18 protein-coding genes are annotated in these 22,311 nt (G+C 73.6%); 10 read left to right on the top strand and 8 right to left on the bottom strand.

Features of this window, described 5'->3' with window-relative positions:
- The first annotated feature begins 93 nt into the window (after positions 1-93).
- The gene (locus ABZ249_RS20145) at positions 94-2,019 is read left to right on the top strand and encodes a tetratricopeptide repeat protein (protein ID WP_355265039.1); all 1,926 of its coding nucleotides are present in this window, start codon (positions 94-96) and stop codon (positions 2,017-2,019) included.
- Positions 2,016-2,594: a hypothetical protein gene (locus tag ABZ249_RS20140; protein ID WP_220560412.1), complete on the top strand. Its 579-nt coding sequence runs from the start codon at positions 2,016-2,018 to the stop codon at positions 2,592-2,594. Before ABZ249_RS20145 ends, ABZ249_RS20140 begins: the two co-directional genes overlap by 4 nt.
- On the opposite strand, the gene ABZ249_RS20135 is transcribed toward ABZ249_RS20140, so the two are convergent.
- From ABZ249_RS20135 to ABZ249_RS20120, 4 genes are all read right to left on the bottom strand, one after another.
- On the bottom strand, positions 2,506-3,840 hold the full coding sequence (locus tag ABZ249_RS20135; RefSeq protein ID WP_355265035.1) for an MFS transporter: 1,335 nt from the start codon (positions 3,838-3,840) through the stop codon (positions 2,506-2,508). The two genes, ABZ249_RS20140 and ABZ249_RS20135, sit on opposite strands and share 89 nt — an antisense overlap.
- 235 nt (positions 3,841-4,075) lie before the next feature.
- Entirely contained in the window at positions 4,076-5,221 is a 1,146-nt protein-coding gene (locus tag ABZ249_RS20130) for an AAA family ATPase (RefSeq protein WP_355265032.1), read from the bottom strand.
- The gene (locus ABZ249_RS20125; RefSeq protein ID WP_355265029.1) at positions 5,205-5,990 is read right to left on the bottom strand and encodes an RNA ligase family protein; all 786 of its coding nucleotides are present in this window, start codon (positions 5,988-5,990) and stop codon (positions 5,205-5,207) included. The genes ABZ249_RS20130 and ABZ249_RS20125 overlap by 17 nt, the downstream gene beginning before the upstream one ends.
- A gap of 95 nt (positions 5,991-6,085) precedes the next feature.
- Entirely contained in the window at positions 6,086-7,330 is a 1,245-nt protein-coding gene (locus ABZ249_RS20120; RefSeq protein ID WP_355265372.1) for a DUF2786 domain-containing protein, read from the bottom strand.
- 470 nt (positions 7,331-7,800) lie between these two features.
- Between ABZ249_RS20120 and ABZ249_RS20115 the strand changes: the two genes are divergently transcribed.
- On the top strand, positions 7,801-9,321 hold the full coding sequence (locus tag ABZ249_RS20115) for a cytochrome P450 (RefSeq protein ID WP_355265026.1): 1,521 nt from the start codon (positions 7,801-7,803) through the stop codon (positions 9,319-9,321).
- Between the two features lie 51 nt (positions 9,322-9,372).
- On the opposite strand, the gene ABZ249_RS20110 is transcribed toward ABZ249_RS20115, so the two are convergent.
- From ABZ249_RS20110 to ABZ249_RS20100, 3 genes are read right to left on the bottom strand one after another with little or no spacing between them, the layout of a single operon-like run.
- Entirely contained in the window at positions 9,373-10,014 is a 642-nt protein-coding gene (locus tag ABZ249_RS20110) for a lactate utilization protein C (RefSeq protein WP_355265023.1), read from the bottom strand.
- Positions 10,011-11,450, bottom strand: coding sequence for a lactate utilization protein B (locus ABZ249_RS20105; protein ID WP_355265019.1), 1,440 nt, complete (start codon positions 11,448-11,450; stop codon positions 10,011-10,013). Before ABZ249_RS20105 ends, ABZ249_RS20110 begins: the two co-directional genes overlap by 4 nt.
- Positions 11,447-12,238, bottom strand: coding sequence for a (Fe-S)-binding protein (locus tag ABZ249_RS20100; protein ID WP_220560422.1), 792 nt, complete (start codon positions 12,236-12,238; stop codon positions 11,447-11,449). The genes ABZ249_RS20105 and ABZ249_RS20100 overlap by 4 nt, the downstream gene beginning before the upstream one ends.
- 218 nt (positions 12,239-12,456) lie before the next feature.
- On the opposite strand from ABZ249_RS20100, the gene ABZ249_RS20095 reads away from it, so the two are divergent.
- Complete coding sequence (locus tag ABZ249_RS20095) at positions 12,457-13,170, top strand: FCD domain-containing protein (RefSeq protein ID WP_355265015.1); 714 nt, start codon at positions 12,457-12,459, stop codon at positions 13,168-13,170.
- 14 nt (positions 13,171-13,184) lie between these two features.
- On the opposite strand, the gene ABZ249_RS20090 is transcribed toward ABZ249_RS20095, so the two are convergent.
- Positions 13,185-13,520: a hypothetical protein gene (locus tag ABZ249_RS20090; protein ID WP_355265012.1), complete on the bottom strand. Its 336-nt coding sequence runs from the start codon at positions 13,518-13,520 to the stop codon at positions 13,185-13,187.
- Positions 13,521-13,694: 174 nt separating this feature from the next.
- Between ABZ249_RS20090 and ABZ249_RS20085 the strand changes: the two genes are divergently transcribed.
- The 6 genes from ABZ249_RS20085 to ABZ249_RS20060 form a co-directional block, all read left to right on the top strand.
- Positions 13,695-14,534 carry an ion transporter gene (locus ABZ249_RS20085; RefSeq protein WP_355265009.1) on the top strand — a complete coding sequence of 280 codons (840 nt, stop codon included), beginning with the start codon at positions 13,695-13,697 and terminating at the stop codon, positions 14,532-14,534.
- A gap of 180 nt (positions 14,535-14,714) precedes the next feature.
- Entirely contained in the window at positions 14,715-16,403 is a 1,689-nt protein-coding gene (gene pgi, locus ABZ249_RS20080; protein WP_355265006.1) for a glucose-6-phosphate isomerase, read from the top strand.
- Between the two features lie 665 nt (positions 16,404-17,068).
- Positions 17,069-18,094 carry an ABC transporter permease gene (locus ABZ249_RS20075; RefSeq protein WP_355265003.1) on the top strand — a complete coding sequence of 342 codons (1,026 nt, stop codon included), beginning with the start codon at positions 17,069-17,071 and terminating at the stop codon, positions 18,092-18,094.
- Between the two features lie 195 nt (positions 18,095-18,289).
- A complete protein-coding gene (locus ABZ249_RS20070; RefSeq protein ID WP_355265369.1) occupies positions 18,290-20,002 on the top strand; it encodes an ABC transporter substrate-binding protein in 1,713 nt (570 codons plus the stop codon).
- Between the two features lie 553 nt (positions 20,003-20,555).
- Positions 20,556-21,566 (top strand): ABC transporter permease, encoded by a 1,011-nt coding sequence (locus tag ABZ249_RS20065; protein WP_355265000.1) that lies wholly within the window; start codon positions 20,556-20,558, stop codon positions 21,564-21,566.
- Between the two features lie 53 nt (positions 21,567-21,619).
- Positions 21,620-22,311: ABC transporter ATP-binding protein (locus ABZ249_RS20060; RefSeq protein ID WP_355264997.1), on the top strand; the 692-nt coding region annotated here is incomplete at its 3' end.

The raw sequence follows: 22,311 nt of genomic DNA, 5'->3' as shown, positions 1-22,311 counted from the left end.
GTTCCGGTTCGCGAGGGCGGCCGGGCGGGATTCGCCCCCACTTCTCGCACGGTTGCTTCCGACGTTCTGTTGTCGCTGGTCAGGTGCTATTCCATGAAACAAGACGACATCGATCGTGAGAAGCCCCCGGGGCCGTTCATCGGTTCGCGGCCTTTCCGTGCCCTGGATCGCCTTTTCTTTCACGGACGCGAGAAAGAGACCGCGGAACTCGTCTCCGCGTGGCGGAACCACCGCCTCACCGTTCTGCACGGCGACACGGGGGTCGGGAAGACCTCCCTGCTGCACGCGGGCGCCGTCCCCGCGATCACCGACCGGGCCGGAGAAGTGCTGGCCGACGGCGGCCGGCGGTGGTCGGACGCGGGGCTGCCCGCCGCCGTCCTGCCCGACCAGAACCCCTACACCCGCGCGCTGGTCTCCTCCTGGGACCCCGACGGCCCTCCCGGCCGCTCCGTCGCGGACCTGGTCCGTGCCCGCGCCCGCGCCGACCGTTACGGTCTGCCGGTCCCGGTGTTCGCGGCCGTGGACCGGCTGGAGTTCCTCCTGCGCCCCGGCGGAGCGGACGAACAGAGCCGGCGCGACCTGCTGGAGGAGCTGTTCTCCTGCCTGGAGGAACCGGGGGAGCTGCGCCTGCTGCTCTGCGTGCGGGCCGACCACTGGGACGAACTGCGCGGCCTGCTCGACAAGCACGCCCTGCGGTTCGCCGAGGTCTCCCTGGGCCCGCTGTCGGTCCGGGCCGCGGCCGACGCCGTCGACCGCTCCCTGGAACGCGTGGGGCACGGACTGGACCCGGGACAGGGACGGCTGCTCGCCCGGGCGCTGGCCGCCGCGGCCCCGGGAGGGGACGGCGACGGGACAGTGGACCCGGGGCTGCTCCAGCTCGCCGGCCGGGCGATGTGGGAGGAACGCGCCGACCGGGACCGGTCCCTCAGCGGGGATCCGGACACCGACACCGACCGGGCCCTGCGCGCCCATACGGCCCGCGTCCTGGCGGAGACGGCGGCCGAGTGCCTCCTGTCCCCCCGCGCGCTGCGGGGCTGGCTCGACCGCGTCCTGGCGTCGGGGGACCAGGGGATGCGGCCCTTCTGCGGCGGCGAGAACGCCGCCCGCGCGCTCCAGGACGGGCACCTGCTGACCCGGCACCACGCCGACGGCGCCTATGTGGTGCGGCACCCCCGCCTGGCCGGGCCCCTGGCCTCCCCGGGCCGGCTTCCCGAGATCCCCCGCGACGCCGGCGCCCACTTCTCCTTCGCGTGCCGCAACAGGGAGCAGGGCGATCTCCCGGTGGCCCGCGAGCACGCGCGCAGGGCCCTGGCCGCCCGGCCGGTGCCCCGGTCCGGGGGGCGCGCCCGGATCGTCTCCCTGCTCGGCGACCTGGCCTTCCAGGAGGGCGACCTCCCCTCCGCGGCCCGTCTGTACCAGGAGGCGGCCGGCCTGTGGGCCTCGGCGGGGGAGGGCACGGCCGTGGGGTACGTCCTGGTCGCACAGGCCCGCTGCCTGCTGCTGGCCCGCGACCGGCCCGCCGCGCTGAACGTCCTCGGGGCCTCGGCCGGCCGGGCCGGCACCGACCCCGGGCTGCAGACGGGCCTGGGCCAGGCCCTGTGGCACGCGGGCCAGGCCGAGTCGGCCCTGGACGTCCTGGACAGGGTGCTGGCCCGCGACGCGACCAGCACCGAGGCCCGCCGGACCCGGGGCGAGATCCTCGCCGACCAGGGGGAGGCCGCCTCCGCGCTGCGCGACCTGGAACGTCTGCGGACCCCGGACAGCCCGTCCACCCGGACCGCCCGGGCCCTGGCCCAGGCCACCCTGTCCGGTGTCGGCACCTGGTCGGAGGAGCTGGACGAGGCCCTGGCCCAGGCCCCCGACAGCGGCCCTGTCCTGCTGCGCGCGGCCCGGGTGCGACGCCTGCGCGGGGACCGCGACCTCGCCGCCCGGCTGGCGGTACGCGCGGTCAGGGCGCACCATCCGCCCCTGCCACCGCACCAGGTGTCCACCGCCGCGCGGCTGTCGGAGGAGGGGTGACGGGAGTCCTGGCCCAGCTGTCCGATCCGACCGTGCTCGTCGCGCTCATCACGGGGGTGACCACCGCGACGGCCACCATCACCGCCTCGGCCGTCACCGGCGGGCGGGCGGTCAGGGCCGAGGGCGAACGGGCCCGCCACGCCCTGGAGGCCGAGCGCGTCCGCTGGGAGCGGGAGGACCGGGACCGCGGGGCGGAGTCCTTCGAGCAGCGGGTCGACGACGTCCGCAGCACGGTGCTGCGCTTCAACGTCACCGCCCGGTGGATCCTGCACGTGCGCAGGACGGGTCCCTCGGGACAGGGAGGGGACGACCTGGCCGGGCTGCTGGAGCGGCTGCCCGACGAGGTGTTCGCCGCGCTCACCGCCGTCGAGCGGCTGCGGACGGCCCTGCCCGAGCGGGAGCGCGGCCTGGCCGCGGAGCTGGCGGGGGCGGTGGAGGAGGTCTCGACCCGGGTGATCTCGCGGGAGCACATCACCCCCGACGAGATCAGGGAAGGGCCGGACGCGGCGCTGCGGCGCCTGCTGGACGCGGTCTCCCCGCCGCCGACCGTTCCAGAACAGGGAGCAGGAGCGTGACGGCCAGCGCGACCACCCCGACCCCGGCCAGCAGCAGCACGGAGGCCGTCCTCGGGGACAGGTACTCCAGCAGGTAGCCGCCGCACACCATGCCCAGGGGCAGGGCGCCGCTGGTGAAGACCCGGTCGGTGCCGACGACCCGGCCCAGGAGCCGCGGGGGGACGTGCAGGGCGCGGTAGGTGCCGCGCGTGACGTTGATGTGGGCGCCGACGAACCCGATGGTCCCCCAGGTCAGGGGCAGCCCCACCATGAGCCAGTGCGGGTCCAGGCTCAGGGCCAGCACCAGCACGCCCAGGGACAGCACCCAGGTCCACACGCACAGGGCCACCATGCGCGGGACCGAGACCCTGCTCACCAGGTGCGGCGCCAGGGCCGAGCCGAGCAGCCCCCCGACCCCGGTGGCCGCCAGGATCGCGCCGATGAGGTGGGGCGGCAGCCCCCGGTCGGTGGCCACCAGCATGATGACCAGCCACACCACCTGGAACACGGCGTTGGTGACGGCGCACACCACGAGCGTCAGCGTCAGCAGGCGGTCGCGGAGCAGCAGGACCAGTCCGGCGGAGAACTCGCGGACCAGGGAAGGGCGCCGATCGGGCGCGGGCCCGTCCTCCGGGCGCATCCCGCGCGGAAGGAAGACGGTCCCCGCCAGCACGCACAGCGACACGACGGCGTTGGACAGCACGGGCGCCCACGCCGCCAGCCCGAACAGGAACCCGCCCAGGGGCCGGCCGATCATCTGGGTGCCGTGGACGTGGGCCTCGTTCTTGGCGGAGGCGGCGGCGAGCTCGCTCCTGGGCACCAGGCAGGGGACGGCGATGGTCGCCGCCGCCTCGAACAGCGTCGAGCAGACGGCGTGCAGAGCCGTCGCCGCGGCGAGCAGGTGGACCGGCGCCGACCACAGGACTACCGGGGCCACCAGCAGGACGATGACCATGAGCCGCCCCGTCTGGGCGGCCAGCATCATCCGGCGCGGGTCCCCGCGGTCGGCCAGGACCCCCAGGGGCAGGTGCAGCACGAGGTTGGGGACCAGCCCGGCCGCGGCGATCCAGGCCGCCGTCACGGGCGAACCCGACTGCGCCAGGGCGAGCAGCGGCACCATCAGGGTGAAGGTCATGGTGCCCAGGCCGTTGAGCGCCCCGCCGCTCCACAGCAGGGCGAAGTGGCGCCGCCACGGGGGGCGGGCGCCGGTGTTCTCGGGAACGGGGGGCGGTGCCGCGGCGCGGGTCCGGGCGGTCACCCCGTCCATGCGGAGGTCTCGGGCATGGCCTCGGAAGGAAGTCGACGTCGTTGTCCGACGGCGGCCGGGGACCCGGTGGCATCCCCGTGGTGCCGTCTTCTCCTACCTGCCTCGGTGGCCGGATGGGCCGTGAGGCGGCGCCGCGACCGTGTGTCGTCCGTGCGGCGCCGCAGTGGGACGGCGACAGCTTAATGCGCTGCGGGAGCGCATGCGCCCGCAACACGTCAACAGCGGGTGAAGTCGATCAGGGCCCGGTGCCGACGAGGGTGAGGCGGTGGGCCTCGGTCGGGTCCGGGTGCTCCCAGCGGCCGACGAGGCGGTCGACGACCGCCGCCGGGACGGGGGCGGGGCGGCGGTCCAGGCGGGCGCGCAGCACCCCGGGCGGGGCCTCCACGGCGGTGATCTCCACGCGGGCGCCGTAGGCGGCGGCCAGTCCGGTGCAGCGGTCGCGCAGCGAGCGGGAGATGTTGGTGGCGTTCCAGACGAAGGACCGCCGTGCCCGCAGGTGCTCGCGGGCGCGCTCGTGGGCGGCGGCCGCCACGGGCCGCTGGTCGTCGGTGGGCCTCACGCCCAGCTCCGCGCGGATCGCGTCCAGGCCCACCACCGGCAGGCCGGGGCGTTCGCGGGCGATCCAGGTGTCCTTGCCGGCGCCGGGCAGGCCGGACATGACGGTGACGGTCATGCGGGTGTCGTCGTAGGCGTCGTGGTCGGGGTCGCGGTCGGGGCGGCGGAAGAACCAGAACCGGGCGTGGTCGGAGGGGAAGGCGCGCGGGCGGTCCAGGCAGGCCTGCTCGGCGCAGTACTCGCGGTACAGGCCGATGTTCTCCAGCACCTCGGCGGCGTCCCGGCAGTGGCGGCCCAGGATGTCGGCGGTGGCGAGCAGAGCCAGGTCGTCGTTGCGGGCGGTCAGGCTCACCCGGAACGCGATGCTGCGCAGGTCGGGGCGTTCCAGTGCCCAGAACGGCACCTGGTGGTGGCGTACCAGCGCCGCCACGTGCTCGCGTTCGGCGACGGGGGCGCCCAGCCGCCATAGGAGGGCGCGCACCATGAGGTCGCCGCGGCGGGAGTGGCCGTGGGCGGTGACGCGGCCGTCGTCCTCGCGGCGGGTGCACAGGGGTTTGGCGACGTCGTGCAGCAGTACGGCGACGAACAGCCGCGCCCGCTCGTCGGCGGGCCGGGCCCGCCATTCGGGCAGGGAGGCCAGCGCCTCGCAGGCCATGCGGGTGTGCACGGCCACGTCCCCCTCGGCGTGGTGGACCGGGTCCTGTTCGACGCCCTCCAGGGCGCGGACCTCGGGCAGGGCGTCGCGCACCCGGTCCCAGTCCAGGTCCCAGGAGGGCGGGGCGGGGCACAGCCCGGCCAGGTCGGCGTACTCAGTGGGCGTCCGCATAGAGCACCTCCGGGTCGGCCAGGCCGTTGGCGATGAGGGGGCGGTCCATCCAGTGCGTCCCCGAGTCCAGGACGGCGGTGGTGAAGTCGGCGCGCACCCACTTGTAGCGGTCGACGGTGCGCCCGCCCTCCTCGACCTTGATGTACAGGCCCTCCATGAGATCGGAGCCGTCGCTCTCGGCCAGGGCGCGGTCGGGGTCGGCGCCGCCGGCGCGGGCGGCCTCGGCCAGGGCCTCGCGCCAGCGCGGGGTGCGGCATGTGGAGGGGCCCACCAGGGCGGTGAGGTCGGCCAGACGGTCCAGGGGGCCGGTGTGCAGCACGGGCACCGACGCGACGGGCAGCCCGGCCAGCATCTCCCGCCGCGCGGGGGTGTCCAGGAAGGCGCCGTCGCGGGTGTCGAGGATGTCGAACTCGCAGAACAGGTGGGGCAGCGCGTCGTAGTACACGGTGTGCTTGGCGTACATCCACTCGCCGTACAGCACGTACCGGTCACCCAGGCGCTCGCGCAGGCGCGGGGCGAGGGTGGCGGCCCAGGCCTTGAACGGCGCGAACTGCCGCTCGCGCGGGCCGCCGGTCAGGTAGTGCCCGCGGCTCTGCAGGAGCAGCTCGCCGCCGGGGCCGAAGCCGATCCCGGCGTTGGCGCCGTCGAGCTTCTCCTCCACGACCAGGTGCCGTCCGGCGATGGCGGAGAAGGGGACCGCGGACAGGTCCCGGTCACCGGGCTGCAGGCGCGATCCGTGGATGTGCCGGGTCCGCGGGTACTTGTGCATGGGGACCGTTCTAGCGCGGCACGGGGACCGGCGGCCAGGGATTTTCCGGCCCCCGCCGGTGCCCGCCGGACCCCGCCGGGCGGCCCCGGCCGGGCTCAGCGGCCGGTGACGGGGCGGCGCGAGCCCAGGGAGGCGGCGTCGGCGGCGGCCCGCCCGGCGTTCCACCCGTCCTCGCTGTAGGGCCCGCGCATCCGCGAGTAGGTGAGCTCGCCGAACGCCTGCTCCACGGCCTTCTCCACCTCGCGCTCGCGGGCGGCGAACAGCGGCACCAGGTCGCGTCCGGCCTCGGCCTGGGCCGCGTCGCGGACGCTGCGGGCCGCCTCGGCGAGGCGTTCGCCCACGCGCACCGCGAACGCCGACATGAACGAGGACCGGAAGTCCCTGCCCGCCCGGCGCCCGGACCGGTCGCGCACCGAGCTGCCCGCCCGCATCGCCGCCTCGGCCTGCACCAGCAGCGAGGTGAACAGCAGGTCCACGGCGTCGACGTCGTCGGGGAAGCCCATGACGGTGCACGTCTCCAGCTCGCGGTGCCACACCGCCCGGCAGTGGTTGGCCTCGGCGACCTCGTGCAGCAGCACGGCCTTGGAGTCGTCGTAGGGGGCGTCCACGGGCACCCGCCGGGCGTACCCGGCCTCGGAGGACTCCTCCTCGTCGGCCTCCAGCAGCGCCCGGTCGATGCTGTGCCGGGCCATGAGCTCCTGGGCGCGGGCACTGAGCGCTTCGGCCTCCTCGGGGAACTCGGTGGACTCGGCCTTGGCCAGCAGGGCCCGGACCCGGGCGAGCTTGCCCCGGTCGACCTCGGTGCGCGCGCGGGAGGGGCGTACCCGGCCGGGGCGGTGGGAGCCGGGCACGTCCATGAGGCGCTGCAGCGGCGGCAGCGCGCGCAGCGCGGCCAGGGTCCGCAGCACCAGCTCGACGGCCTCGAAGCGCAGCAGGCCGTGGGCCCGGCCCAGGTGCTCCAACGGGTCGGCGACGGTCTCCAGGGCGCGCACCTGCGCGGTCCAGGCGGGGTCGACGGTGGCGGGGGAGTGGCGCTCCAGGTCGGCGGCGGCCGCGTGGGCTCCCACCGCCGCGGCGGCCGGACCCAGCAGGCGGTCCAGGCGGCGCACGGCCTCGGCGGGCTGCCAGCCGCGCGCCCACACCGACCCGGCCGCGTCGCGCAGGGCCGCGGTCAGGGCCTCTTCGGCGGCGCGCGCTCGGGCCGGGTCCTCGGTGTCGGCGAGCAGCGCCGCCGCCAGGTCGACGCCACCGCCGCCGCGACCCGTGACCAGGGCGTCGACGGCCTCGGTGACGATGTCGGCCGCGGGGGACGCGGGCGCGGGGCCGTCCCAGTCGGGCACGGCCCGCTCGCGCGGCGCGCGCCGCTGCTTCCTGCTCCCCACCCGTGGCCCCCGTGTCCCGTCGTTCGTGGTCGGTGGACGATCCTACCGAGCGGCGCAGGCCCGCCCCGCACGTGAGAGAACGGAAATACCCGTGAAAAACGTCCGGTCCGGAGTATCCCCGGCTTCGCCGGGGAAAGGGGTCCGTGCCGCGCATTCGCCCGACAACCGCCCCCGCCGGCCGTACGGATCGCGCTTCCGGCGCCCGATCCGCCCGGTCGGCGGCGGTTCCGTGCGCCCCGGTCCGCAACGGCCGGAACGTCACCGTCGGTCCGCCGGAACGCCGAACACGTGCCATATCCCTCAATCCGGTCTCGCCCCCGACCGGGATCGAGTGTCGGTCGCGGAAAGGTGGACCTTTCCTCGCGGAAGCATTCCGGAAACATCCCGGTCCTAGCGTCTCCTGCATCCGCCGCCACCGAGGAGTCTCCATGAACCAGGGAACCGGCCCCGCCGACCATGAGGGCCCCTCGGCCGCGGGCCCGGCCCGCTGCCCCTACAGTGCGAACGGGGCCCTGGCACTGCACCGGGGAGGCGAGCTGCCCTGGCGGCAGCTGCGCGAACGCCACGGCGGACTGGTCCCGGTGGAGCTGGACCCGGGCGTCCCGGGCTGGCTCCTGCTGGGCTACAAGGAGAATCTCCAGGCCCTGCGGGACCAGACCCACTTCTCCGCGGACCCGCGCCCCTGGCGCGCGGGCGGGGGACCGGCGCGCACCGAGGCGCTGGGACACGACGGGGCCGAGCACCAGCGCCTGCGGATCCCCATCGTGGACGCGCTGGCCAGGGTCGGCACCTCGCAGCTGGTCCCCGTCGTGGAGCGCGCCGCGGTGCACCTGCTGGGCCGGGTCGCCGCCGAGGGCGCCGCCGACCTCATCGGCCGGTACGCCGCCCCGCTGCCCGCGATGGTCCTCAACGAACTGTTCGGCCTGCCCGACGAGTACGGGCGGATGCTCGCCGACCTCGCCGAGCGGTCCTGGAGCGGGGACCCCGAGGAGACGGCGCTCGCCGCGCGGGCGGTGCGCGGCTACTTCCAGGGGCTGGTGGAGCGCAAGCGCCGCGAACCCGGCGAGGACCTGGCCGGCCACCTGCTGGCCCACCCCAACGCGCTCACCGACGAGGAGGCGGTCGAGGCGCTGACCCTGCTGTGGCGGTCCGGGCACGAGCCCACCACCCACCTGATCGGCAACGCCCTGCTCAAGCTGCTGGAGGACCCCGGCGTGTGGACCGCCTACCTGGGCGGCACCCTCACTCCGGAGGACTTCATCGACTACGTCATGTGGACGGACTCTCCCCTCCAGGTGCTGGCGGGGCGCTACTCCACCATGGACATCCGGTTCTCGGGCGCGCACATCCGCCGGGGCGAGCCCCTGCTGTTCGGGCTGGCCTCGGCGCACACCGACCCGTCGGTGTCGCGGCACGGCGAGGACGCGATGGTCCTGGCCGGGAACCGGTCCCACCTGTCGTGGGGCGCGGGCGCCCACCGCTGCCCGGCCACCGCGTTCTCCCGGGAGCTGGTGCGCACCGCCGTCGACCTCGCCGTGGACCGGCTGCGCGGCATGGTGCTGGCGGTGGAGCCGGCCGACCTGCGGTGGCGGCACTCGCTGTCGGTGCACGGGCTGGAGGAGCTGCCGGTGTGGTTCACCGCCACCGGCGAGCGGGTGGAGCAGGGACAGGGAGATGAGCCCCGGGAGAGGAGGCCGGCCCGCACCTGGATCCGGCGCAGGCGCCGCCCCGCGGCCCAGGGCGCCCGGTACCAGGCGCCGCTGGCCCGGTCGGGCGGGGAGGACGGGAGCGACGGGGAGCGGACCGAGGCGGTGGCCGTCGCGCCCCGGCCCCGCAGGCACCGGTCCCCGCAGGGCGCGGGCGCCCGGTACCAGGCGCCCTTCGCGGAGAAGGAGGCGGCCCCCGACCCGCTGGACCGGCTCCTGGCGCACTGGCGGCCCCGCGGCTGAACGCCCGCCGCACCGGCCCGGGGTTCTCCCGGGCCGGCGCGGCGGAGGGCTTCAGGGGCCGGTCTCGACCAGCAGGACCTCCAGGGTGCGGGGGCCGTGCACCCCCTCCACCCGGTTCAGCTCGATGTCGCTGGTGGCCGACGGCCCGCTGATCCAGGTCAGCGGGCGGGCCGGGTCGAGCAGGCGCACCGCCTGGGGCACCCCGTCCACGACCTGGTCGGCGCGCACGACGCACAGGTGGTAGTCGGGGACCAGGGAGATGGCGCGCCGGCCCTGGTCGGGGCCGCCGTCCAGCACGATCGTCCCGGTCTCGGCGATCGCGACCGCGCACGCGGTGACCACCCCGTCGGCGGCGTCCAGCTCGTGCACCCCCAGGGGCGCCTCCCGCGAGTCGGCCAGGGTCTCGACGCCGGCCTGTTCCGTCCACTCGCCGGGCAGCCCCTGGGGCACCACCACACGGCGGGCGCCGCGCCGGGCCAGGGCCGCGGCCACCTCCGCGCCGACCCGGTCGGCGGGCACCCGGTGCACCAGCGCCTTGTAGTCGACCAGCCGGTCCTCGAACACCTCCAGGGTGGGGCCGACCGCGTGGGAGTCCAGGTAGGTCCGTTCGCGCGGACGGTGCACCGGCTCGTCGGCGGGGACGTCGGCCAGGGCGGCCCGCACCCGGGCCAGGATCGCCTCCTTGGCGCTCATCGGTCCTCCTCCCGCGCACTGTCGCGCTCGTTCCACCAGCGTCGGAACGACTCCGCCGGGACGTCGGGGACGTCGCGTGTGTCGGTCCAGGCCCCGGCGAGCCCGGGCAGGTGCCGGGGGACCAGGCCGCGGCCCAGCCCGGCGGCGCGCTGGACCGCGCCCAGGGCCCGGGAGGACGAGAACACCGTCTCCGCCCCCGCCATCAGGGCCTTCTCGCCCGCGTGGCCGCGGCGCCCGGCGACCTCCTCGCGCAGGTGCACCAGCACCTCGGGGATGTCGATGGCGACGGGGCACACCTCGTAGCAGGCGCCGCACAGCGAGGACGCGTACGGCAGGGCCTCGTCGACCTCCGAGCCCATCCCGCGCAGCTGCGGGGTGAGGATCGCGCCGATCGGGCCCGGGTAGACGGAGCCGTAGGAGTGGCCGCCGGTGCGCTCGTAGACCGGGCAGGTGTTCAGGCAGGCCGAGCAGCGGATGCAGCGCAGCGCCTGGCGGCCCACCGTGTCGGCCAGCACGTCGGTGCGGCCGTTGTCCAGCAGCACCAGGTGGAACTCCTGCGGGCCGTCGCCCGGGGTCACCCCGGTCCAGGTGGAGGTGTAGGGGTTCATCCGCTCGCCCGTGGAGGAGCGCGGCAGCAGCTGCATGAACACCTCCAGGTCGTTCCAGGTCGGGACGATCTTCTCGATGCCCACCACCGAGATGAGGGTCTGCGGCAGGGTCAGGCACATGCGCCCGTTGCCCTCCGACTCCAGCACCACGAGCGTTCCCGAGTCGGCCACCGCGAAGTTGGCGCCCGAGACGGCCGTGCGGGTGCGCAGGAACCGCTCGCGCAGGTGCGTCCGGGCGGCCTCGGCCAGCGCCCGCGGATCGTCGGTCAGCCCGGGCGGGGCGGGCGTGCCCCACTCGGCCATCTGCTCCAGGAAGATCTCGCGGATCTGGGAGCGCCCCAGGTGGATGGCGGGCACCAGGATGTGCGAGGGCAGGTCCTCGCCCAGCTGGACGATCAGTTCGGCCAGGTCGGTCTCGTAGGCGGTGATGCCCGCGGCCTCCAGGGCGTTGTTGAGCTCGATCTCCTGGGTGGCCATGGACTTGACCTTGACCACGTCGGTCTCGCCGGTGGCCCGCACCAGACCGGTGACGATCCGGTTGGCCTCGGCGGCGTCGCGGGCCCAGTGGACGTGCCCGCCCGCGCGGGTCACCGACTCCTCCAGCTGCTCCAGGTAATGGTCGAGGTGGCGCAGGGTGCGGTTCTTGATCTCGGCGCCCTCGGCGCGCAGCCGCGCCCAGTCCTCGCCCAGCTCGTCCACCACCAGGCCGCGCTTGTCGCGGATGGTGTGGGTGGCCTTGCGCAGGTTGTAGCGCAGCCGCGAGTCCCGCACGGCGGTGCGGGCCGCCTCGGGGAAGGGCGGCATGCCCAGGAACGTGGCGCTGCTCATCGGGTCGCGCCCTCCTTCTCGGTCCGGCCCCGGCCGGTCTGTTCGGTCCCGGCGCCCTCGAAGTCCTTCTCGGTGCTCGCCAGGATCTCGGCGATGTGGGCGACCCTCATCCCGGCGCGCTGGCGCGAGAGGATGCCGCCGATGTGCATCAGGCAGGAGTTGTCCACGGCGCACAGCACCTCGGCGCCGGTCTCCAGGGCGTGGCGGGCCTTGTCGGCGCCCATGGCCGAGGAGACGTCGCCGTTCTTGACCGCGAACGTGCCGCCGAACCCGCAGCACTCGGTGGCCCCGGGCAGCTCGACCAGCTCCAGGCCGCGCACCGCGCGCAGCAGCTCGTAGGGGCGGTCGCCCAGGCCGAGCATGCGCAGCCCGTGGCAGGTGGGGTGGTAGACGACCCGGTGCGGGTAGTAGGCGCCCACGTCGGTGACGCCCAGGACGTCCACGAGGAACTCGGTGAGGTCGTACACGCGCGGGGCCAGGGCGGCGACCTTGCGGGACAGGCGGCTGCCGCTGCCGCCCAGGCGCGGGTAGTTGTCGCGGACCATCGCCGCGCAGGAGGCGGAGGGCACCACGACCGCGTCGGCGTCCTCGAAGGTGCGCACGAACCGCACGGCGAGCCTGCTCGCGGGGCGGCGGTAGCCGGTGTTGTAGTGCATCTGCCCGCAGCAGGTCTGGTCCGGGGGGAAGACGACCTCGTGGCCGAGCCGCTCCAGGAGGCGCACCACGGCCCGGCCGGTATCGGGGAAGAGCGTGTCGTTGACACAGGTGATGAAGAGCGCGATCCGCATGGGCCTCCTTCGCGCCGCGCCGGACCGGCGGCGGCCTGCTCGCCACGAGCCTCTGAGTGGTCAGACCACTTTGTCACACACGAACGGAAAAGAGCAAGAACCTGCCCTTTGTTCGGATATGGAGGTGTCGTCGGATCAAATTGGTATGATCACTTGCCCGGGGAGGTGATCGGAAGGCGTCCCCGGCGCGACGACCACAGGGAGCGGAGGGGTGCTGCATGGACGACCGGACCCCGGTCACCCAGCGGGCCGTCGAGCGCATCAAGGAGATGATCGCCTCCGGCGAGGTCGGCCCCGGCCAGCGCCTGCCCACCGAACGCGACCTCGCCGCCCGCCTGGACATCTCCCGCAGCTCCATGCGCGAGGCCATCCGCTCCCTCACCACCCTGGGCGTCCTGGAGGCCCGCCACGGAGCCGGCGTCTACGTCACCGCCCTGCGCCCCGCCGACCTGTTGGAGACCTTCTCCGTACTGGCCGAGGTCTCCCGCGGCGACACCCTCCTGGAGGTCCTCCAGGTCCGCCGGATGATCGAGCCCGCCGCCACCGCCCTGGCCGCCGCCCGCGCCACCGACGACGACCTGAGGCGCATCGGCACGCTCCTGGACCGCATCGACGGCGCCCCCGCGACCGAGGCCGAGACGGTCGCCGCCGACCTGGGCTTCCACCAGGCCATCGTCGCCAGCACCGGCAACGCCACCCTGGCCGCCGTCAGCCAGGGCCTGTCGTCTCGGACCTTCAACGCCCGGGTGTGGGCCGGGCACCGCGAGGCCGGGTTCACCGACGAACTGCGCGAGGACCACCGGCGCATCCACGAGGCCCTGCTGGCCCGCGACCCCGACGCGGCCCGCGCCGCCGCCACCGTCCACGTCATGCGGGTGGAGCGCTGGCTCGCCGCCGACCTGGCCGACCGCGACGGGGCCCCGGGGGCCTGAGCCGCGGCCGCCCCTCACACACCGCGTTCGCGCAGCCGCTCGGCGAACTCCTCGGCCCGCAGCACCCGGGCCAGGTCCTCGCGCCGCGGCGCGGGCGCCCGCTCGTCCTGCGTCCCGTCCTGCGGCTCGGGCGCCTGCTCGGCGACCTCCCTGCGCAGCTCGTCGCCGATCCCCAGGGAGCCGCGGTCCTCGATCTCGTCGATCCGCAGGCCGTGCGGGTGGTCGAGCAGGTACTCGGCCACCGCGCTGTCCTGGTCCGGGGCGCCCACGTCCATGTCGGCGTCCACGTCGTCGATGTCCTCGGACCGCTCCCAGCGCTCCCCGTCCGACCCCTCGCTTGCTCCGGCCACGGGCGTCCCCCTCACCCTCGGTCATCCCTACTTTCCGATCATGCCTGGTCGAGGCGGGGTATTCCAGTGCCGGAGCGGACAGAGCAGGGTAAGGGGGAAAGCGGTGTCGGTTACGGACGGTAGGCTTTTCCGGCCGAACCCCGACCCTCCCCCAGGAACGGAGCCCCCTGTCCCGTGACACTGCGCCAACGGGTCCGCACGATCGTCGACGCCTCCTGGTTCCAGGGCACCGTCGTCACCCTCATCCTCGTCAACGGCGTCATCCTCGGTGTGGAGACCTCGCCCCGGATCATGGAGGAGCACGGAACGCTCCTGCACGGCATCGACCTGTGCATCCTCGCGCTGTTCGTGGTCGAACTGCTGCTGCGGATCTACGCCCACCGGGCGGAGTTCTTCCGCGACCCGTGGAGCTGGTTCGACCTGGTGATCGTGGGCATCGCCCTGCTGCCCACCTCCGGGCCGTTCTCGGTCCTGCGGGTGCTGCGCGTGCTGCGGGTCCTGCGGCTGCTCTCGGTCATCCCCAGCCTGCGCCACGTGGTCGCCGGGCTGTTCCGGGCGCTGCCCGGCATGCTGTCGATCCTGTTCCTGGTCATCCTGCTGCTGTACGTGGCGGCGGTGATGGCCACCCGGCTGTTCGCCGACGTGTCCCCGCAGTACTTCGCCGACCTGCCCACCTCGCTGTTCACGCTGTTCCAGATCGCCACCGCCGACGGGTGGGGCACCATCGCCAAGGACGTCATGGAGCACATGCCGATGGCGTGGATCTTCTTCGTCGTCTTCGTGCTGGTGTCGACACTGGTCGCCCTGAACCTGTTCATCGCCGTGGCCGTGGAGGCGCTGGAGAAGGACGACGACCGGCCCGGGGGCGGCGGTGAGGGCCCGGTCGGCGGCGGCCGCGCCGGCCCCGACGGAGAGGGGCCCGACGGGCAGCGCCTCATCCTCGCCGAGCTGCGCGCCCTGCGCGCCGAGGTGGCGCAGCTGCGCCGCGAGCGCGAGGAGGTCGGCCGGGGCTGACCCGCCCCGTCCGGCGGGAGCGGAACAAGGCCGCCGGGGCCGGGGTTGTGGAAAACGCCGCGCGGGCCCGCGGACGTGGCAAGGTGGTCTTCACAGCCGCGGCGCGGACGTGCGGGCACGGTCCGAGCCCCGTGCCGCCCGCCGCGCACCTGGACCTTACGGACGACGAGGAGCGACCGGATGTCTGCCACACCACTCCCCCGCACAGAGGACACCGGAGAACGGGCCGGGACGGCCCCGGCCCTGGACCGCAGGGACGAGTGGGCGGCCCTGGGCGCGCACCGCGAACGGCTGGCCGGCACCCACCTGCGCGACCTGTTCGAGGCCGACCCCGCCCGCGCCGACCGGTTCACCCTCGACGTCGGCGGCCTGCACGCCGACTACTCCAAGAACCTCGTCACCGACGAGACCCTGCGCCTGCTGGCCGACCTGGCCGGGGCGACCCGGGTCGCCGGGCTGCGCGACGCCATGCTGCGCGGCGACCACGTCAACCTCACCGAGGACCGGGCCGCGCTGCACACCGCGCTGCGCGCGCCCCGCTCGGCGGTGATCGAGGTGGACGGCCGGAACGTGGTCCCCGAGGTGCACGAGGTCCTGGACCGGATGGCGGAGTTCGCCGACCGGGTGCGGTCCCGGCGCTGGCTCGGCCACACCGGGCAGCCGGTGCGGAGGATCGTCAACATCGGCATCGGCGGCTCCGACCTGGGCCCGGCCATGGCCTACGAGGCGCTGCGGCCCTACAGCGACCGGGGCCTGGAGTTCCGGTTCGTGTCCAACGTCGACGGTGCCGACCTGCACGAGGCGCTGGTGGACGCCGACCCCGCCACCACCCTGTTCGTCATCTCCTCCAAGACCTTCACCACGATCGAGACCATCACCAACGCCACCGCGGCCCGCCGGTGGCTGGTGGAGGGCCTGGGCGCGGAGGAGGCCGTCTCCCGGCACTTCGTGGCGGTCTCCACCAACGCCGAGGAGGTGGCCCGGTTCGGGATCGACACCGGGCACATGTTCGGCTTCTGGGACTGGGTGGGCGGCCGCTACTCCTACGACTCGGCCATCGGCCTGTCGCTGATGGTCGCCATCGGTCCGGAGCGGTTCCGGGAGATGCTCGCCGGGTTCCACCTGATGGACACCCACTTCGCGACGGCGCCGGTCGAGCGCAACCTGCCGTTCCTGCTGGGGCTGCTCGGCGTCTGGTACGGCGGGTTCTGGGAGGCCGAGAGCCACGCGGTGCTGCCCTACAGCCACCACATGTCCCGCTTCGCCGCCTACCTCCAGCAGCTGGACATGGAGTCCAACGGCAAGTCGGTGCAGCGCGACGGGCGGCCGGTCGGGTGGGCGACCGGGCCGATCGTGTGGGGCACCCCGGGCACCAACGGCCAGCACGCGTACTTCCAGCTGCTGCACCAGGGCACCCGGTTCGTGCCCGCCGACCTCATCGGGTTCGCAGAGCCGGCGCCCGACCTGCCCGAGGCGCTGGTGCCCCAGCACGACCTGCTGATGGCCAACATGTTCGCCCAGGGACAGGCGCTGGCCTTCGGCAAGACCGCGGAGGAGGTCGCCGGGGAGGGGGTCCCGGCCGGGTTGGTCCCGCACCGCACCTTCGCCGGGAACCGCCCCACCACCACCATCCTGGCCGAGCGGCTCAGCCCATCGGTGCTGGGGCAGCTGGTGGCCCTGTACGAGCACAAGGTGTTCGTCCAGGGGGCGGTGTGGAACATCAACTCCTTCGACCAGTGGGGTGTGCAGCTGGGCAAGGTGCTGGCCAAGCGGGTCGAGCCGGCGCTGACCGAGGGGGCGCGGGTGGAGGGGCTGGACGCCTCCACGGCCGGGCTGGTGGCCCGGTACCGCACGCTGCGCGGACGCTGACCGGCGGCGGCCCCCGCCCCCGCCGCCGCCGCGGGCGGGGGCCGGGCCTGCCGCGGGTCCCTCCCCGGGAAGGTACGGCCGGTGCCCCGGCGGACGCACCCCGGGCCGCGCCCGCCCCCGGATGGCGCGCCGGGGCACCGCCCTCCCAGGCTGTCGACCTCCCGGGCCGGTGCCCCTCGGGGCCGTCGGTCCCGCGGGCCGCGGAACCTCCAGACCGGCGGGCTCACGCACCGCACCGCCCCGCCCCGGACCGGTGCCCTTCGGGGCCGCTGGCCCCGCGGACCCAGGAGTCCCCAGGCCGCCGATCTTCCGGTCCGCCGAACCCCGAACCGTTGTTTTCCCGGGCGCCGAGCTTCTAGGCCGCCGGCCTTCGGGACCCGGTGCCCTGCCGGTCCGCCGAGCCCCGGACCGGGGTCGACGAGCCTCCGGGCCGGCGGCCGGTGGGGGCGGTGACGGCCGGGGCGCCGCACGCCCCGGACCGGCGGGAACGGGGGAACGCGGGGCCGGGATCGGGCCGCGGCGGTACGGCGGGTTCCGGGGCGTCCTGCGCGTTCCGGGCGCAGGCCGGGGTTCCGGCGCGGATGTTGGAAATCGGCACGCCACTCGTGCAAGCTCTACGTAGTCGATCTACTACGTAAAGCGACCTACGGGGGGCAGGGCCACACATGACCGCGCCGATGGACGTGCCCGAGTCGTCCCAGCACGCCGAGCCCGAAGCCGTGGCCGCGGGGGCGAAGAACGCCGCCGGCCGCTCGCTGCGCCAGATCGCCTGGCAGAGGTTCCGCAAGGACAAGGTCGGCATGGCCGGCGGCATCGTCGTCATCCTGCTCATCCTCGTCGCGGTCTTCGCCCCGCTGCTGACCGCCTGGTTCGGCTACCCGCCCAACCAGTTCAACCAGCAGCTCGTCGACCCCCTCACCGGCGGGGTCCTGCGCGACCCCGCGAACCCCGCCCTGGGCCTGGACCCGTGGGGCGGGATCAGCGCCGACCACCTCCTGGGCGTCGAGCCCGTCAACGGCCGCGACCTGTTCAGCCGCATCGTCTACGGCGCCCGCACCTCGCTGCTGGTCGCCACCGTCGCCACCCTCGTGTGCGTCGTCATCGGGACCGTCCTGGGCGTCGTGGCGGGGTACTTCGGCGGCTGGGTCGACACCGTCATCAGCCGGGCCATGGACATCTTCCTGGCCTTCCCGCTGCTGCTCTTCGCCATCGCCCTGGTGGGCGTCATCCCCGACGGGGCCTTCGGCCTCACCGGCAACGGGCTGCGCATCGGCGTGCTGATCTTCATCATCGGGTTCTTCAACTGGCCCTACATCGGGCGCATCGTGCGCGGGCAGACCCTCACCCTCAAGGAACGCGAGTTCGTCGAGGCCGCCCGCAGCCTGGGCGCGGGCAGCGCGCACATCGTGTTCAAAGAGATCCTGCCCAACCTCGTCACTCCGATCCTCGTCTACTCCACCCTGCTCATCCCCACCAACATCCTGTTCGAGGCGGCCCTGAGCTTCCTGGGCGTGGGCATCAACCCGCCCACGGCCACCTGGGGCGGCATGCTGGAGAACGCGCTGCGCTTCTACACGACGTCGCCGCACTTCGTGATCATCCCGGGTCTGGCCATCTTCGTCACCGTGCTCGCGTTCAACCTGTTCGGCGACGGCCTTCGGGACGCCTTCGACCCGCGCTCCTCCGACTGACCTCCCCGGCCGCCGCCCGCCCAGGGCGGGCCGGCCTCGGGCCGTGCACCGCTCACGGCCCCGGCGGGACCGATCCCGGTTCCGCAGCAACCCGATCCTGGAGGCAAGGTGAACACCCACCACCACGGCACACCCCCGGCGCCCCGCAGGCGCCGGTTCGCGGCCCCCGCGGCCGCCGGCACGGCCCTGGCCCTGATGCTGACCGCGTGCGGCGGCGGGGGCGGAGGCGGCGGAGGAGGGGAGGTCGACGCGGAGTTCAACCAGGCCGAGACGGAGATGGTCAACCCGTCCGACCAGACCGGCGGCACCCTCCGGTACGCCATCTCCTCGGACTTCGACTCCCCGGACCCGGGCAACACCTACTACGCGTTCAGCTGGAACTTCACCCGCTACTACGCGCGCACCCTGCTCACCTACACCGAGGCTCCGGGGGAGGAGGGCACCCAGCTCCAGCCCGACCTGGCCGAGGCCATGCCCGAGGCCAACGAGGACTCCACCGAGTGGACCGTCCGCCTCAAGCCGGGGCTCAAGTACGAGGACGGGACGGAGATCACCGCCCAGGACGTCAAGTACGCGATCGCCCGCAGCAACTTCGGCGACCAGGCCCTGCCCAACGGGCCCAAGTACTTCCAGCAGCTGCTGGCGGACAGCGAGGACTACGAGGGGCCCTACGCCACCGACGGGGACCCGCTGGAGGGCTTCGACGGCATCGAGACGCCGGACGACCACACCCTGGTCTTCCACCTCAACGAGAGCTTCTCGGAGTTCCCCTACATCCTCATCCAGCCGCAGACCGCGCCGGTGCCGCCCGACGCCGACCGCGGCGAGCAGTACCAGAGCCGGGTGGTCTCCTCCGGGCCGTACAAGTTCGACGGGGAGTACCGGCCGGGCGTGTCCCTGAACCTGGTCCGCAACGACCAGTGGGACGCCTCGACCGACCCCACCCGCCGGGCGCTGCCCGACCGTATCGAGGTGCAGCTGGGCGTCGACCAGAACGAGATCGACCAGCGCCTGGTCAACGGCGAGCTGGACGTGGACCTGGGCGGTGTCGGCGTGGGTCCGGCGATGCGCGGCACCCTCATCACCGACGAGGCCCGGCGCGCCAGCGTCGACAACCCGCAGACCAACACCCTGCGCTACGTCAACATCAACACCGTGGTCGAGCCGCTGAACAACCTGGCCTGCCGCGAAGCGGTCATGTTCGCCGCCGACCGGGACGCCCTGCACCGGGCCTGGGGCGGTGAGACCGGTGGGGACATCGCCACCCAGATCATGCCCTCGGCGCTGCCCGGCGCCGACCCGAGCATCGACCCGTACCCGTCCGACGACAACAAGGGCGACCTGGACAGGGCCCGGGAGAAGCTGGAGGAGTGCGGGCACCCGGACGGGTTCTCCACCTCCATCGGCGCCCGCGCCGACCGGCCCTCGGACGTGAGCACCGCCGAGGCCGTCCAGCAGGCGCTGGCCCGGGTGGGCATCGAGGTCGAGATCAAGCAGTACCCGTCCGACACCTACACCAACACCCAGGCCGGGTCCCCGGACTTCGTCCACGAGAACGACCTGGGGCTCACGGTGTACGGCTGGGCCCCGGACTGGGCCACCGGCTACGGGTTCATGAGCAAGATCCTGGACGGCGACGCCATCCAGGACGCGGGCAACGCGAACATCTCCGAGTTCGACGACGACCAGGTCAACGGCTGGTTCGACGAGGTCGTCACGGTCGAGGACCCCGAGGAGCGCGCCTCGATCTACACGCAGATCGACCAGCGGGCCATGGAGCAGGCGGTCATCCTGCCCGCGGTGTTCGAGCGCACCGTGATGTACCGGCCGCCGAACCTGACCAACGTGTACTACCACGCCGGCTACAGCATGTACGACTACATGTCGCTCGGTACGACGGGGGAGTAGAAAACAGCCGGTAAAACCCAGTACGGCGCGGGCCGGTAGCGTTCCTCTGCCCCTTGTGGGGCATCTATGGGGCAGAAGGGCGCTACCGGCCCGTTCCACGCACCTTCAACAACCGGTCCGGAGTGGGTACCGGCGAATCCACGGACCACGCCGCCGTTCCTCCAAAGACTCCCCCCACAGCTCCTCAAAGTCCTCCTTCAGTCGCTTTCGGCCCTTCTCCGTGGAGTGCTTGTAGATATCCGGAACCGTGCTGTCCCGGTGGCCGGGGTGTCCTCGACCGGGCCGCAGATCTGAGGGGAAGCGGGAGGGGGCGGTTCCGGGATCATTCGATCCCGGTCCCGTGGAATTCGAGGGCGCCGACGACGCCGCGGGACACCTTCCCCACCTGTGCCCGGGCCGCCGTCCCCGGCCGTCTCGGGGGCACAGGTACACGCCGCGCGATCAAGCGTGATCATTCAAACACGCTGCGTTATCTTGGTCGTCTCAGGCCGAAACTTCGCGCCCCTGCCGATTTCCCTTCCAGGGCGGGCCCGACGACAGAAAGACACGCGCCTTGCTGACCTATATCCTGCGCCGCTTGGGCGCCGGTCTGCTGCTCCTGGCCGTGGTCACCATGGTCACCTTCGGCATCTTCTACGTCGTGCCCAAGTGGGCCGGCCGGACCACCGAGCAGCTGGCGACCATGTACGTGGGACGGGCGCCCACCCCCGAGGCGATCCAGGCGACCATCGACCGGCTGGGACTGGACAAGCCGGTCATCGTGCAGTTCGGCGAGTTCGTGCGCGGGATCTTCTTCGGCGCCGAGTACCGGTTCGGCCGGGACACCATCGAGTGCGCCGCGCCCTGCTTCGGCTACTCCTTCCAGACCTACCAGGAGGTCTTCCCCGAGATCGTGTCCCGGCTGCCGGTCACGTTCTCGCTGGCCCTGGGGGCGGGCGTCATCTGGCTGGTCGGCGGCATCGCCGTCGGCGTGGTCTCGGCGGTGTGGAAGGGCAGCCTCTTCGACCGGATCGCGATGGCGATCGCCCTGGCCGGCGTCTCCCTGCCGATCTTCTTCACCGGCCTGCTGGTGCTGGCCTTCCCGGTGCACGCCTGGGGCTGGTTCCAGACCCCGCGCTACGTCCCCCTCACCCAGGACCCGCTGGGCTGGGCCGCGGGCATGTTCCTCCCGTGGCTGACCCTGGCGTTCCTGCACGCCGCCATGTACGCGCGCCAGACCCGCGCGGGCATGTTGGAGGTCCTGAGCGAGGACTACATCCGCACCGCGCGGGCCAAGGGGCTGAGCGAGCGCAAGGTGGTGCTCAAGCACGCCCTGCGGCCCACCCTGACGCCGATCGTGACGATCTTCGGCCTGGACCTGGGGCTGGTCCTGGGCGGCGCGGTCCTGACCGAGCAGGTGTTCTCCCTCAACGGCATCGGGCGCTACGCGGTGAACGCCATCACCCAGAGCGACCTGCCCGTGATCCTGGGCGTGACCCTGTTCGGCGCGTTCTTCATCGTCGTGTGCAACCTGGTCGTCGACCTGATCTACCCGCTCATCGACCCGCGCGTGCGGGTCCACTAGCGGGCCCCTTCCCGCATCCACCACTCCGGACCCAGAGAGCAGAGGCCTCTCCTATGAGCGAATCCGCACCCGAGCCCGTCGTCCGCGTGGACGACCTGCGGGTGGCGTTCCCGACCATGGACGGCGATATCCAGGCGGTGGACGGGCTGTCCTTCGAGGTGCCCGCCGGGGGAGGGCTGGGCATCGTGGGCGAGTCGGGCTCGGGCAAGAGCGTGACCTCGCTGGCCCTGATGGGCCTGCACCGCGGCAGCCGGGCGAAGATCACCGGCGCCATCGAGGTGGCCGGGAAGGACGTCAACAAGCTGACCGACGGGCAGCTGCGGGCGATGCGCGGCAACGACATCGCGATGGTCTTCCAGGACCCGATGCAGTCGCTGCACCCGCAGTACACCATCGGCAACCAGCTGGTCGAGGCGCTGCTCGTGCACCGGCCGGGCGTGTCCAAGACGGAGGCCCGCAAGCACGCGGCCGAAGCGCTGGACCGGGTCGGCATCCCCTTCCCGGCCAAGCGGATCAATTCGTATCCGCACGAGTTCTCCGGTGGTATGCGCCAGCGTGTGGTGATCGCGATGGGGTTGATGTGCGATCCCAAGGTGCTGCTGGCGGACGAGCCGACCACCGCGCTGGACGTGACGGTGCAGGCGCGCATTCTGGACCTGTTGGACGAGCTGCGCCGGGATCTGGGGATGGCCCTGATCCTGGTCTCGCACGACCTGGCCGTGGTGGCGGGGTCGGTGGACGAGGT

It is taken from the genome of Nocardiopsis sp. NPDC006139 (assembly GCF_040614155.1).
Taxonomy (GTDB): Bacteria; Actinomycetota; Actinomycetes; order Streptosporangiales; family Streptosporangiaceae; genus Nocardiopsis; species Nocardiopsis changdeensis.
The sequence above is the reverse complement of the archived record's forward strand: the minus strand, read 5'-3'. Positions and strand labels throughout refer to the sequence as shown.